A 12,581-nucleotide genomic window follows, 5' to 3' on the forward strand; every position below is an offset into this window, starting at 1 on the left:
TGATGCTGACGCCCACTATCGCTGCCCTGTGCATGAGCTTGCTTCAACGTCGCGGAAAACAGTTTTTGCAGGAATCCGGGCTGCTTCCGCTTGGTAAGCCCACGCGATTTCTGCTCGCAGTGCTGCTTGCCTACCTATTGCCGATCGTCCTAATAATTCAGGCGCCAATCATTGGCACATGGCTGGGGGTCTTCCCCGGAGACTTGAACCAGTTTATGGTCTTGAACTTCGTGGCGGGGACCGACGGGCCCGGCAAATATTTGCTTGGCCAGGCAGGAATCATCCTCGTTGCCGGACTAATGAACCTCATTCCTGCCCTGGGCGAAGAGATCGGTTGGCGCGGGTGGCTATGGCCAAAGCTTCAACCACTGGGGCAGCTGCCCGCAATCTTGATTTCAGGTGTTATTTGGGGTCTCTGGCATGCTCCATTGATCCTATTGGGATACAACTATCCGTTCGCCAAGGGCGCGTGGGGCCTTGCCGCGATGTGCGGAATGTGCATCTTTGTGGGGGCAGTTTTTGCGTGGCTGCGCACATTCAGTGGCTCCGTCTGGCCTGCCGCATTTGCTCATGGCGTCTTCAACGCCAGCGTGGGTTTGGTATCGCTGTTCATGGTTATGGGGTCAATGCTTGATTCGACCAAGGCCTCAATCCTGGGCTGGTCGGGTTGGATCTTTCCCGGGGCGGTGATTTTGGTGATGGTGCTATTCGGAGCCTTTCGGGCTAGGCCCGATCCAAGTTATCCACAGAATGAGCCGAGGAGTACCGGATCTAATCGGCCTGGGCTCAGCATGGACTGAAGCCCCGGGGCCGCTCCCGGGGCAGGACCAAAGGAGAAGAACGTCATGAGTGATCTTGTGACCATCCGTGCAGTAGTTGGAACAGAGCCACAATTGAGCATTACCCCACAGGGGCTAGCGGTGCTCAAATTTCGTGCGGTGACTCATGAACGCAAAAAGGACCCTGAAACCGGACAATGGGTTGACGCCGGAACCAATTGGTTCTCAGTGAGTGCTTTCCGAGGGCTGGCCGAGAATGGGATGGAGTCGTTGGAGCAGGGCGACCACATTGTCGTGATCGGCAAGCTCCAAATACGCCAGTTCGAACGGGCGGATGGATCGCGCGGAACGAGCGCTGATATTGAGGCCTTCTCGTTCGGCCATGACCTGAAGTTCGGGACCTCGCACTTCACTAAAGTGCGAAACGCCTCGGGCGACATTGAACGTTCGTCCCATCCCCAGCAAGCCGAATCGCGCCACCAGTCCGTGAACGAAAACACCGGTGGCTCGTGGCCTGAGAGGGACACCGACGCAGCGTAATTCCTCCGCATTCAGTGGTGTCACGGGAAAACGTGTGAAACCGGGCACCACTGGAGCAAAATAGTGGTGTGTGGATTCGGATTTGCACCCACTGAGGCACTAGCCTTAAGGGCATGGCGGAATTTATTTACACGATGACCAAGGCTCGCAAGGCCGTTGGTGACAAAGTCATCCTTGACGATGTCAGCATGTCGTTCTACCCGGGCGCCAAAATTGGTGTCGTGGGCCCTAACGGTGCTGGTAAGTCAACGATCCTGAAGATTATGGCGGGAATCGATACCCCGTCCAATGGTGAGGCACGTCTTTCACCTGGTTACTCTGTGGGCATCTTGCTGCAGGAACCACCCCTCAACGAAGAAAAGACCGTCCTGGGCAACGTCCAGGAAGGCGTCGGCGAGATCTATGAAAAGATCACCCGATTCAATGAAATCTCAGAAGAGATGGCTCAGGAAGGTGCCGATTTCGACACCTTGCTAGAAGAGATGGGCAAGCTCCAGGAGGCTATCGACGCCGCCGACGCTTGGGACATCGACAACCAGCTCGAACAGGCAATGGATGCCCTGCGTTGCCCACCGGGCGACGAAATGGTCACGCACCTCTCCGGTGGTGAGCGTCGACGCGTCGCGCTATGCAAATTGCTGCTGCAGAAACCAGACCTGTTGCTCCTCGATGAGCCCACTAACCACTTGGACGCCGAGTCAGTATTGTGGCTCGAACAGCACCTGGCAGCCTACCCGGGCGCGGTTTTGGCCGTAACCCACGACCGTTACTTCCTGGATCACGTCGCCGAGTGGATCTGTGAAGTTGACCGCGGTCGTCTGCACCCATACGAGGGCAACTACTCCACTTACCTGGAGAAGAAGCGCGAGCGTATGGAGGTGCAGGGCAAAAAGGATCAGAAGCTTGCTAAGCGCCTGGCTGAAGAGCTCGATTGGGTTCGCTCCAACGCCAAGGGCCGCCAGACGAAGTCGAAGGCTCGTCTGGCCCGCTATGAAGAAATGGCCGCGGAGGCCGAGCGTACCCGCAAGCTTGACTTCGAAGAGATCCAGATTCCACCTGGTCCACGTTTGGGTCAGGTCGTCATCGAAGCCCAGGATCTGAACAAGGGCTTCGGAGAACGTGTGCTAATCGACGGACTGTCCTTCTCGCTTCCTCGAAATGGCATCGTCGGCGTGATCGGTCCTAACGGTGTTGGTAAATCGACTCTGTTCAAGACCATTGTTGGCATGGAAGAACTTGACGGGGGCACGCTGAAGATCGGCGATACGGTCAAGATTTCCTATGTTGACCAGAACCGCGAAAACATTGATCCGACAAAGTCCCTTTGGGAAGTTGTTTCGGAAGGCCTGGATTACATTCAGGTTGGTCAGGTTGAGATGCCTTCGCGTGCTTATGTTTCGGCATTCGGCTTCAAGGGCCCAGACCAGCAGAAGAAGGCCGGTGTCCTCTCCGGTGGTGAGCGTAACCGTCTGAACCTTGCATTGACCCTGAAGCAGGGTGGCAACCTCTTGCTGCTCGATGAGCCTACAAACGACCTTGACGTTGAAACTCTCTCGTCCCTGGAAAATGCTCTTCTCGAGTTCCCAGGTTGCGCAGTGGTCGTCTCGCACGACCGTTGGTTCCTGGACCGAGTCGCTACCCACATCCTGTCTTACGAGGGTACGGAAGAAAACCCATCGAACTGGTACTGGTTCGAAGGAAACTTCCAGTCTTACGAAGACAACAAGGTTGAACGGTTGGGGGCCGATGCAGCTAAGCCGCATCGTGTGACTCACCGTCGCCTGACTCGCGACTAAGTCTGAGTCGAAGCCAAAGGCCACCACGAATTATTTTCGTGGTGGCCTTTGGGCTATCTAAGTAAGGTTGCCGATGCAATCCTAGATTATTTACACGGCACCGATGCATCGAGCAATGAGGGCAGCTTCAGGTATCCGCGGTTCTGGTACATCAGGTGCTGAACTGGCTCTCCCGTGATGACTTCAAGGATCTCTGCCGCAATCAACCGCGAACCTCCGACGCTAATCGAGGAGTGAATCTGTGCGCGCATGGACACCGGGGCCTTGTGGAAGTGCGGCTCGCCGGTTGGCAGGTAGGACCAACCCTGATCGGGCGTGAAGCGAGGAGCGCCTGGGCGGGCGAAATTGTCGGCAAGCTCCGAATGGTCCTCGCCCAGCATGTGAATCATGAATGAGCTTGCGGAAAGCACCGCACCTGCGGCTCCGGATTCTTTGGTGAGTGAAAAAGAAACCGCTACGGGCTCGATGGACAACGATGCCAGGCTGGAGATTGTTAGACCGTAGGGAATGCCAGCAACCGATGCGGTGATCAAGGCTACGCCCGCGGGGTGGGCGCGAAACGCATCGCGGAAATCAGCCGACAAGTTCTGCATAGGTGAGTAGTCCTTCGCTTGCTGAATCTTTGCGATCCATGGTTCCTATTCGAAAAGTTTCTGTGTGGCTAGATACTAACTACCCTTAGCGTAGAACCTCAAGTAAGCTTGAGGTCAAACTGCTGGTCAGTGATGATGGGCACAGGGGAGTGAACATGATCGAAAATGCAGTACCCGGACAGCAGCTTCTCGGGATTGGCCACGTGAGCGAACGCACCGGCGTGGCAAAATCAGCGCTGCACTACTATGAAGAAATCGGATTGATCTGTTCGACTAGAACCTCCGGTAATCAGCGGCGCTACCCACGCCATATGCTTCGACGCATTTCGCTGATTACGGTCGGCAGCAAGCTCGGCATTCCGTTGGCGGACATCCGTCACGCTCTTGACCCGGTGCCAATGGATAAAATTCCTTCCGAAAAGGACTGGCAACGCGCATCCAACGAATGGAAGCGGGTCCTCGAACGCCGCAGGCGCGCAATCGAAGAACTAGAAGACAGGCTCATGGGCTGCATCGGCTGCGGGTGCCTTTCGATGCAAGCATGCTTGCTGCTGAATCCAGAGGACGCGCTGGCCCAGGAAGGATCCGGTGCCCGAAGGCTGGAAACCGGCGAAGCCGAAAAAGATATCTAGTCAATAAGTTCCAGAGTTGGGCCGAGCTCAACAACATCGCGACGACTTCGGTCCGTTCCGGCCCGGATTGTGGGGTGTCTGACTTCCCTCGCCAAGGAGCGGGCAACTTAAAACCTGTCCAGCGTTGCGTGCTGCCCCATGGAATACCGTTTGGGATTCGAGCGTGAGCCGGAGCCTATTCGTCTTCCGCTAAGAATTCTGGGAGTCTCACCATGCCCTCTTGAGCTACGGTTGCGACCAGTTCGCCGGCAGCATTGAAGACCTGCCCGGTGCCGAGTCCCCGAGCCGAAGAAGCGCTCGGTGATCGCAGGACGTAGAGCAGCCATTCGTCGGCTCGGAATTCGCGATGCCACCACATGGCATGATCCAGGCTGGCGATACTCAGGCCACGATGAATCCAGCTGACGCCATGGCCTCGGAGCACCGGTTCAAGCAGCATGTAGTCGCTGGCGTAGGCCAGAGCGGCGCGGTGCAACATCGGATCATCGGGCATCGGGGCGGTGGTGCGCATCCATACCGCTGCCATGGGCTCGTGCTGGTCATAGCCTGGAAGATAAACCGGTTCGGTGATGTGGCGCATGTCGAACGGCCTCTCGTAGGCCCATTCGCGAGCAACCGGGTGGTCGAACTTCCCGATGATTTCCGCCGTTGTGCGCAATGTTTCCGGGGCCGGTACTTCAAATGGCACCGGATCGTGATGATCCAGGCCGGATGCAGGTTCCTGGAAAGAAGCAATCATGGACAGGATGGGCACGCCGTTTTGATAGGCATGTACTCGTCTCGCCGAGAATGAGCGGCCGTCGCGCAGCCGCTGGACACCGAAGGTGATGTTCTGCGATGCATCACCTGGACGTAGGAAGTAGCCATGCATTGAATGAATTGCCCGTCCCGCGGGAACGGTGCGCGATCCAGCCACCACGGATTGGGCCAAGACCTGGCCACCGAAGACTCGGGTTCGAGACTGCTTGGGCGTATGACCGATGAAGATATCTTCATCCGTACGCGCCCGGTCTTCTCCGTCTAGATCCAAGAGATCTAGCAGGATCTGAGTAGTGCCTAGTTCCTCTGTCACGATAATGACTCCTTGACGTGCTTTCGATGACTTTGAAAACTCTATCGTGAGAAGTGTCAAGAATCTCGCGACAGCACCGCAGGACAGTGCCGGCATGTGACGAAAATGCTTGCGTGCACCGGATGATTAGGATCAAGTCATGAGACGATTGCACTATGGTCAGTGACGCACTTGTTTTTGAAGATTCCAATTCAGTCAGCGATTTAGCCAACCTGCTGAGCAGGGCAAAGGCAATTGAAGATGACGGAGCCTTGCTGACCGCACGAGGCACTGCCCTTGCGGTTTATGTTCCGGTTCTAGTCCCGGCAGAGCTAGGCCAGGGCGATTACACCATTCTTGGTATGCGTGTGCATCGGTTGGCCGTGGAGGGCGCGGTAAATGCATGCTATTCCTTCTCCGCAATTCAGGATCGCCTGGCGCGAATGGGCGAAGCTTCCACCGAATTCGTGTTACCGCCAGTGGAAGAGAATCCCAGGTGGGCGGCTATTACCGTGCCAATGGCTGGGTGGGAAGATGCTGGGAGCGTTCCTGATGACGTGCTATCCGCAGCCACGCAGACAGGTATCGACGCGGTGGCCCAAGCCTTGCCTGCCAATCCGGGGAAACCTGTCGTAGCGCAAATCCGCCAGCGGATTTGGTCTTCCGAGTTGGAGAACACCGAGCCTCGTCTGCCGCTTGGCGCCGCCTTCGCGATGCATGCCTTGGGATTCCTGACCCCGGGCGGCGAAAGCCGTGTACTGCGTCAGGGGAACTGGATTCGAGTCAGCAACGGACTGGGACATGTGCTGCTGCGCCGTTCGGCCCTGCTTGCTTAAAAGTGAAATCCGCGCCGGCAGCACCGGCGCGGATTGCCACTAGGGAATCTAACTTGATGCGTTGAGCAAGGAATGCGCCGCGCGATCAAAATATTCTCGCAGCGTCTCGGCATGGAGCATTGGTAGCTCCAGCTGATCGATAGCCTTGTTCATATGCCCGAGCCAAACATCTCGATTATGCGGGTTGACGAGGTAAGGCATGTGGCGCATGCGTAGGCGTGGATGCCCGCGGTGCTCCGAGTAGGATGTCGGGCCGCCCCAGTACTGCTCGAGGAACAGCTGTAAACGAATTTGCGCCGGGTAGAGATCCTTCTCCGGATACATTTCCCGGAACTGCGCATCTTCTGCAACGGAGGTATAGAAGTTTTTGCTCAGCTGCGCAAAAACTACGCGGCCGCCTACCTCCTCGTAGAAGGTTCCGGCGTAGTCGGACGGATCCACCGGTGCCTGAGCCAATTGCAGGAATTCTTCACTTGACGGACCGGTAACCACCGGATTGGTCATGGGATCCCGTTTCACGGTGTGGGGCAGTGGGTTCAAATCGCTCATGGGTACTTTCCTGAAATTATGCGGCAACTGGTTCATGGAGAACCGGAAAATTCACGGATCTAGCGATGAAACATACCTTATTGGCTTGCTGGTGGAGAGAATCCGCGAGTTCTCGTTGGGACTCATCGGCTAACTGAACCTGCGGGCGGAGAATCACTTCGGTAAATTCGCCACTGTTATCTCGGTTCAACTTCAAGCTACCGGAAGCCTGATCCTGATAGCTGGTGACAACTACTCCGTGGGTTACGGCTACATGGAGATAGGAGAGCATATGGCATTGGCTCAAGGCCGCCAATAAGAGCTGTTCGGGGTTCCAGCGATCGGGACTGCCATGAAAAGTCGGATCGGCCGTGCCCGCGATGTCGGGTAGCCCGGCCGCGCGGATGAGGTGCTCACGGCCGTAGTCACGATAGCTGGTGGTGCCAGCTCCGCGATTACCCGTCCACTCTATCTCTACCTGATAGCTGTGCTGCGAGAGGTCCATGCTGCTATTCTCCCACCATTTAAAATGCTTGTGGTGTGCCGTGTGGCACAATGACTGGTTTCCGTACCTACTAGGTACCATAACCCCATCGAGCCATGCCGCACACCACTGGGGCACACTAAAAGTTAAGCTCCGGCGTCCGTGGCCCGCGCGGCCAGCGCCCGAACCACATCTGCTTTGCATTCAACCAGCAGCCGGCGCATGGCCGGATGCTTTTCACCTAGCGTCGACAAGAACGCATCGGTGCGTTCGATGGTCTGCGGAGAGACCATCGAGGTGGGGTAGAAGCCGAGCACGATCTGCTTCGCCATTTCATGGGAAAAATTCTCCCACGCATTGACCAGCAGATTAAAGTAATCCTCGGTGTAGCTTTCGAGCAGCGAGTTGTCATGGGCAATATTGAATCCGGATATCACCGCTCCTTGCTGATCATTGGATAGTGTCGCCGAAGTGGCTGCGGCAAAGGCCTCGGCCTTCGCCTCGGCTGTTGGACGAGCTGCCCGGGCAGTGAACCAGTTTGCCTTGCCCTTGGCGGTGTCGTCGCTTGCGAGCATCGCGTCGAGAGCTTCCCCGTCCAGGCGAGACCCTGCAGACAACGCGATCGCCAAGGACCAGCGCAGATCGGTGTCGAGGGTAAGACCCTGCAACAGCACCGTGCCGTTGAGCAAGCCGGCCACCTGGTCGAGCTGGGCCGCGGTGCGTGAACGATGCGCAAACGCCTTGGCGAACTGAAGCTGGGCATCGGAACCGGCTTCGGCCCGCTGCGCCAATTCCCACAGGCGATCGGCGGCTTGCACCGAAATTTCCTTGGCTTTGTCGCCAGCTACGTAGTAATCCATCGCAGTATTCAACTGGCGCAACAGCACCATGATTACCGAGGAATCAATTTCGTGCCCGATATTGTTGAGCAGCAGTTGCACGTAGGCGCTGGCCGGGGTCTCAGCATCGCGCACGGCATCCCAAGCTGCGCTCCACACCAAGGTGCGTGGCAGCGACTCGGTGAAGTCCTTCAGGTGCTCAATTGCGGTAGCCAGCGAGAGCTCATCCAGACGGATCTTGGTGTAGGTCAGGTCATCGTCGTTAAGCAAGACCAGATCGGGGCGCTGCATTCCTACAAGCGCTGGAACCTCGGTGGCCGGGCCAGCAACATCGAGCTCCTCACGGTGTACGCGCACGAGCTTGCCCTGCTCATCTAGGGTGTAGAAACCCACCGCCAGCCGGTGCTTGCGCAATGTTGGGAACTGCTCGATGGCCGACTGGTTAATGGTGAAGCCGGTGATGCGTCCGGACTCATCGGTGGAGATGTCCGCCTTCAAAGTATTCACGCCGGCGGTCTCCAGCCAGGATGTGCCCCAATCGTTCAAATTACGCCCGCTAGCCGACTCAAGCTCGGTCAGCAGGTCAGGTAGCTCGGTGTTGGACCATGCATGCTTTTTGAAATACTCGCGTACACCGGCCATGAACTCTTCTTGGCCAACGAAGGCCACCAGCTGGCGTAGCACCGAAGCGCCCTTGGCGTAGGTGATGCCGTCGAAGTTGACTTCCACATCTTCCAAATCGTTGATCTCGGCAACGATCGGATGGGTGCTCGGAAGCTGGTCCTGGCGGTAGGCCCAGTTCTTTTCCATGATGTTGAAGGTGGTCCAAGAGCTGGTGAACTCGGTATTCTGTGCCGCGGCAAGGGTCGACATGAACTCCGCGAAGGATTCATTGAGCCAGAGGTCATTCCACCACTTCATGGTGACCAAGTCGCCGAACCACATATGGGCCAGTTCGTGCAGGATGGTGATCGCTCGGCGTTCCACCATGGCGTGGGTCGGACGGGAGCGGAAGATGTATTCTTCGAGAAAGGTCACGGCTCCAGCGTTCTCCATGGCCCCCGCATTGAATTCCGGTACGAACAGCTGATCGTACTTTTCAAACGGGTATGCCACTCCGAAGTTCTTTTCATAGAACTCGAATCCCTGACGAGTGATGGTGACGATATCTTCGGTATCCAAATACTGCATCATCGAGGCGCGGGCAAAGACTCCAAGCTCAATGGTGCGGCCATCGGCCGAGACCAACGAGTCCCGTGCAACCTCGTAGGGTCCAGCGATTAGCGCGGTGATGTAGCAAGAGATGCGTTGAGTGGCAGGGAAATCCCAACGTGAGTCCTGGCCATCGACCACTGGCTGGGGAGTTGGCGCGTTTGAAACTACGTTCCACTTCGTCGGGGCCTTCACCGAAAACTGGAAGGAAGCCTTAAGATCCGGCTGTTCGAATACGGCGAACATGCGGCGGCAGTCGGCGACCTCAAACTGGGAGTAGAGGTATACCTCCTGGTCGACTGGGTCTACGAATCGGTGCAGTCCCTCGCCGGTATTCATATAGCGCGCATCGGCATCGATCACCAGCACGTTCTGTGCCGCGAGTTCTGGAAGCTGGATCCGTACCCCGTCGGCGACGACCGTTGGGTCCAGCTCGGTGCCGTTGAGGTTCACCGAGCGGACGGTGTCGGTGATCGCGTCGATGAAGCTGCTTGCTCCCGGGGTCGCGGTGAAACGGACAGTGGTGCGAGACGTGAATACGCGGTCGCCCTGGGTTAGATCCAGACTCACCTCGTAGCTGTCGACATTGATCAGGTTCGCGCGTTCGGTTGCTTCGGCGCGCGTGAGGTTCATTCCGGGCATTGGGCTCTCCGTCTTGAGGCGATGAAGTGACATCGCCGCAGTTTCTGAAACGAATATTGAATAACTTCCTCCATTGTGTCACTGGCAACGGGGGAGCACGCAAGTCCTTGACCGCAAAATTTTTATGACTGGCAAAATAGTGCGTGCTCACATGAGGTGTCACAGACACTGCGAATCATCGCAGAGTTAGATTCTATGTCCGGTGGGTCGCTAAGCTTGAGGGAGCATTAAACCGGCTTTCCTCCCAACGAATGAGGCAATAAAACATGCGCGTGCATATCGCCACTGACCACGCAGGTCTGGAACTGAGCGACTTCTTGGTCAAGCACCTCACGGACCGAGGGTACGAAATGGTCAATCACGGGCCGAAAGCCTATGACCCCGAAGATGATTACCCAGCTTTCTGCATTAACGCGGCTCAAGCTGTCGTCGCGGATCAGCGCGCGGGCCTAGACGCCTTGGGTATCGTCCTCGGTGGGTCGGGCAATGGGGAACAGATCGCTGCGAACAAGGTCGAAGGCGTGCGCGCAGCGCTAGCGTGGAACCTTGATACCGCGAAGCTTGCTCGCGAGCACAATGATGCAAATGTCATCGCGGTTGGCGGACGCCAGCACTCGGTGGTGGAAGCCGCTGAATTAATCGAAGCATTCCTGGCTGAACCTTTTAGCGAGGCCGAACGACATGTGCGCCGCATCGGTAAGATCGCCTCGTATGAAACAACCGGCGAGGTTATCGACTAACTGTGCCTGAAGGACATTCCCTGCATCGCCTGTCCCGCCAATTCGACGATGTCTTTGGCGAACAGGCGGTTCAGGTTACTTCGCCCCAAGGGCGCTTTGCTTCAGATGCCGCTCGCATTGACGGCCACGAGCTAGAGCACGCCTTCGCCAAGGGGAAGCAACTGTTTTGCCGCTTCTCAAACGACCTATATCTGCGGGTGCATTTAGGCCTCTATGGGGCTTTCGATTTTGGCGGCGACAGCCTATTCGCTGGAGCTTCGTCCATCGGTGCTCCACGACGCATAGGCGAGCGTGAAGCCCGCATGCAGGAGACTGCGTCATACTCCGGACCGCCTGCTCCAATCGGCGCGGTCCGTGCTCGCATCGTATCCAAGCACGGCTGGGCGGATCTGCGTGGCCCCACCGCATGCGAAGTTTTGGACATCGATCAGGTGCAACGGCAGCTAGCCAAGCTTGGACCAGATCCTCTGGCGGGGGCATCGGCCCGTTTTCAAGCTTCCAAGGGGCAGGTGGAACCAGGTGGAGACCAGCGATACTTGGATGCAGGGCTCAGGGAATTTCGAGTGAATCTCGCGCGCACCAGCACTCCCATCGGCGTAGCGTTGATGAATCAGAACGTGATCAGCGGTGTTGGGAATATTTATCGCGCCGAGGCGCTATTCCGCAATCGTGTTTCCCCAACCCTTCCGGCCAACCAACTTTCCGGGCGAACCGCCAACAAATTGTGGTGGGATATTGTCGCCATCATGGAGGACGGGGTCCGCGATGGAAAGATCATTACTACTCGTGAAGAAGATCGCGAACCTGAAGGCGTGCTCTGGCCGGACAACGCCTACTACGTTTATCAGCGTCAGGGGATGGGCTGTCGCAAGTGCGCGGGGAGCATACGACTCGAAGAAGTAGCTGGTCGGAAACTGTACTGGTGTCCGCGGTGCCAGAAGTTGCCGCGCAGCAAGGACGTTTCACGCTAAGCATCTGGATGCTTGGGTGCGGATTAACTCAGGAGATTCTGGCCCCTCGGCGTGTTTATCACCTTGCCGGGCTCCACGTGGTGCTATAGAGGATGTGTCCAAGTCGGAACCCAAATCAGCCGATTTGCATGGACCTAGATTTATGGTCTAGACTAAATTCTGTTCGCGGCGATGAAGTCACGAAATGTGGGGATGTAGCTTAGTGGTAAAGCCTTAGTCTTCCAAACTAATGATGCGGGTTCGATTCCCGTCATCCCCTCCGAATAAAAAGGTCCCGCTGATGCGGGGCCTTTTTTGCGTCGATGCTCGAGCGATGCCTACACCACGCAGAATTCATTTCCTTCGGGATCTGCAAGAACCACATGATCCAGTTCACCATTAATGCAGTGCCGCGCCAGTTCGCTAGCCCCCAGGCGCATAAGCAGCCCAACCTTCTCTTCGATCCGTTGCCGGCGCAAGTGTGCGGGCTGATTCCGCCCCAAGCCAACTTTCAGATCTAGATGAATCCGGTTCTTTGCGATCTTCCCTTCTGGGACCTTTAGCATCGAAATTTGCGGACCTTCGCCTGTAGGGTCGCAAATCGCGGCCCCGTCATCCCACTCGTCCTCTGGAACATCGCAAGCGATAAGCCAGTCGGTCCAAGAGGTGAACCCCGATGGCGGGGGAGCGTCCGCATAATCAAGCGCCGCTTTCCAGAATTTTGCTTGCTCCACCGGTGAGTTGCAGTCAAAGGTCAGTGCCCAAGTAGTTGCCATAGGGCGATCGTAGTCCCGATCGCTTGACTGCGCGGAGTCTATGGATGGTCACGTCTGGTGCGGTGCGGTTCGGCGGCTTCAGCCATCGTGGAACTTGCTGGATGATTTGAGTGCAAAAACGATGAAAAACGTTCAAATTTCCTGTTACTCACCTCACCTTTTTCGCTGATTTACGCTAAAAAG

13 protein-coding genes and 1 tRNA gene are annotated in these 12,581 nt (G+C 56.7%); 8 read left to right on the top strand and 6 right to left on the bottom strand.

Annotation, left to right across the window (positions count from 1 at the left end; translation table 11 throughout):
* Nucleotides 1-32: 32 nt before the first annotated feature.
* The 3 genes from ACT3UQ_RS03725 (at nucleotide 33) to ettA (ending at nucleotide 3,115) form a co-directional block, all read left to right on the top strand.
* Nucleotides 33-800: a CPBP family intramembrane glutamic endopeptidase gene (locus ACT3UQ_RS03725; protein ID WP_219843895.1), complete on the top strand. Its 768-nt coding sequence runs from the start codon at nucleotides 33-35 to the stop codon at nucleotides 798-800.
* Nucleotides 801-845: 45 nt separating this feature from the next.
* On the top strand, nucleotides 846-1,319 hold the full coding sequence (locus tag ACT3UQ_RS03730; RefSeq protein WP_105552285.1) for a single-stranded DNA-binding protein: 474 nt from the start codon (nucleotides 846-848) through the stop codon (nucleotides 1,317-1,319).
* 113 nt (nucleotides 1,320-1,432) lie between these two features.
* On the top strand, nucleotides 1,433-3,115 hold the full coding sequence (gene ettA / locus ACT3UQ_RS03735; RefSeq protein ID WP_096285090.1) for an energy-dependent translational throttle protein EttA: 1,683 nt from the start codon (nucleotides 1,433-1,435) through the stop codon (nucleotides 3,113-3,115).
* A gap of 86 nt (nucleotides 3,116-3,201) precedes the next feature.
* Here ettA and ACT3UQ_RS03740 read toward each other — a convergent pair whose 3' ends face one another.
* Nucleotides 3,202-3,708: a flavin reductase family protein gene (locus ACT3UQ_RS03740; protein ID WP_258133839.1), complete on the bottom strand. Its 507-nt coding sequence runs from the start codon at nucleotides 3,706-3,708 to the stop codon at nucleotides 3,202-3,204.
* A gap of 155 nt (nucleotides 3,709-3,863) precedes the next feature.
* Here ACT3UQ_RS03740 and soxR point away from each other — a divergent pair, with 155 nt between their 5' ends.
* Entirely contained in the window at nucleotides 3,864-4,340 is a 477-nt protein-coding gene (soxR, locus tag ACT3UQ_RS03745; RefSeq protein WP_105552284.1) for a redox-sensitive transcriptional activator SoxR, read from the top strand.
* A gap of 175 nt (nucleotides 4,341-4,515) precedes the next feature.
* On the opposite strand, the gene ACT3UQ_RS03750 is transcribed toward soxR, so the two are convergent.
* Complete coding sequence (locus ACT3UQ_RS03750) at nucleotides 4,516-5,412, bottom strand: acyl-CoA thioesterase (RefSeq protein WP_258133461.1); 897 nt, start codon at nucleotides 5,410-5,412, stop codon at nucleotides 4,516-4,518.
* Between the two features lie 155 nt (nucleotides 5,413-5,567).
* Between ACT3UQ_RS03750 and ACT3UQ_RS03755 the strand changes: the two genes are divergently transcribed.
* Nucleotides 5,568-6,227 carry a hypothetical protein gene (locus ACT3UQ_RS03755; RefSeq protein WP_105552282.1) on the top strand — a complete coding sequence of 220 codons (660 nt, stop codon included), beginning with the start codon at nucleotides 5,568-5,570 and terminating at the stop codon, nucleotides 6,225-6,227.
* Nucleotides 6,228-6,275: 48 nt separating this feature from the next.
* Here ACT3UQ_RS03755 and ACT3UQ_RS03760 read toward each other — a convergent pair whose 3' ends face one another.
* From ACT3UQ_RS03760 to pepN, 3 genes are all read right to left on the bottom strand, one after another.
* The gene (locus ACT3UQ_RS03760; protein WP_105552281.1) at nucleotides 6,276-6,776 is read right to left on the bottom strand and encodes a globin; all 501 of its coding nucleotides are present in this window, start codon (nucleotides 6,774-6,776) and stop codon (nucleotides 6,276-6,278) included.
* A gap of 16 nt (nucleotides 6,777-6,792) precedes the next feature.
* Nucleotides 6,793-7,260: an OsmC family protein gene (locus ACT3UQ_RS03765; protein ID WP_105552280.1), complete on the bottom strand. Its 468-nt coding sequence runs from the start codon at nucleotides 7,258-7,260 to the stop codon at nucleotides 6,793-6,795.
* Nucleotides 7,261-7,385: 125 nt separating this feature from the next.
* Nucleotides 7,386-9,932, bottom strand: a complete 2,547-nt coding sequence (pepN, locus tag ACT3UQ_RS03770) for an aminopeptidase N (RefSeq protein WP_105552279.1) — start codon at nucleotides 9,930-9,932, stop codon at nucleotides 7,386-7,388.
* Between the two features lie 266 nt (nucleotides 9,933-10,198).
* On the opposite strand from pepN, the gene ACT3UQ_RS03775 reads away from it, so the two are divergent.
* From ACT3UQ_RS03775 to ACT3UQ_RS03785, 3 genes are all read left to right on the top strand, one after another.
* A complete protein-coding gene (locus ACT3UQ_RS03775; RefSeq protein WP_444636507.1) occupies nucleotides 10,199-10,672 on the top strand; it encodes a ribose-5-phosphate isomerase in 474 nt (157 codons plus the stop codon).
* Nucleotides 10,673-10,674: 2 nt separating this feature from the next.
* Nucleotides 10,675-11,643: an Fpg/Nei family DNA glycosylase gene (locus tag ACT3UQ_RS03780; protein WP_444636508.1), complete on the top strand. Its 969-nt coding sequence runs from the start codon at nucleotides 10,675-10,677 to the stop codon at nucleotides 11,641-11,643.
* A gap of 188 nt (nucleotides 11,644-11,831) precedes the next feature.
* Nucleotides 11,832-11,902 (top strand) — tRNA-Gly (locus ACT3UQ_RS03785).
* 58 nt (nucleotides 11,903-11,960) lie between these two features.
* Here ACT3UQ_RS03785 and ACT3UQ_RS03790 read toward each other — a convergent pair.
* Nucleotides 11,961-12,398, bottom strand: a complete 438-nt coding sequence (locus tag ACT3UQ_RS03790; RefSeq protein WP_105552276.1) for a VOC family protein — start codon at nucleotides 12,396-12,398, stop codon at nucleotides 11,961-11,963.
* Between the last annotated feature and the right edge of the window lie 183 nt (nucleotides 12,399-12,581).

The organism is Glutamicibacter sp. AOP12-B1-11 (assembly GCF_052379245.1).
GTDB lineage: Bacteria > Actinomycetota > Actinomycetes > Actinomycetales > Micrococcaceae > Glutamicibacter.

Coding starts and splice junctions, on each gene's coding strand:
- ACT3UQ_RS03790 (WP_105552276.1), bottom strand. CDS start 12,398: ATGGCAACTACTTGGGCACTGACCTTTGACTGCAACTCACCGGTGGAG.
- ACT3UQ_RS03765 (WP_105552280.1), bottom strand. CDS start 7,260: ATGGACCTCTCGCAGCACAGCTATCAGGTAGAGATAGAGTGGACGGGT.
- soxR (WP_105552284.1), top strand. CDS start 3,864: ATGATCGAAAATGCAGTACCCGGACAGCAGCTTCTCGGGATTGGCCAC.
- ettA (WP_096285090.1), top strand. CDS start 1,433: ATGGCGGAATTTATTTACACGATGACCAAGGCTCGCAAGGCCGTTGGT.
- pepN (WP_105552279.1), bottom strand. CDS start 9,932: ATGCCCGGAATGAACCTCACGCGCGCCGAAGCAACCGAACGCGCGAAC.
- ACT3UQ_RS03725 (WP_219843895.1), top strand. CDS start 33: ATGAGCTTGCTTCAACGTCGCGGAAAACAGTTTTTGCAGGAATCCGGG.
- ACT3UQ_RS03740 (WP_258133839.1), bottom strand. CDS start 3,708: ATGCAGAACTTGTCGGCTGATTTCCGCGATGCGTTTCGCGCCCACCCC.
- ACT3UQ_RS03755 (WP_105552282.1), top strand. CDS start 5,568: ATGGTCAGTGACGCACTTGTTTTTGAAGATTCCAATTCAGTCAGCGAT.
- ACT3UQ_RS03760 (WP_105552281.1), bottom strand. CDS start 6,776: ATGAGCGATTTGAACCCACTGCCCCACACCGTGAAACGGGATCCCATG.
- ACT3UQ_RS03730 (WP_105552285.1), top strand. CDS start 846: ATGAGTGATCTTGTGACCATCCGTGCAGTAGTTGGAACAGAGCCACAA.
- ACT3UQ_RS03775 (WP_444636507.1), top strand. CDS start 10,199: ATGCGCGTGCATATCGCCACTGACCACGCAGGTCTGGAACTGAGCGAC.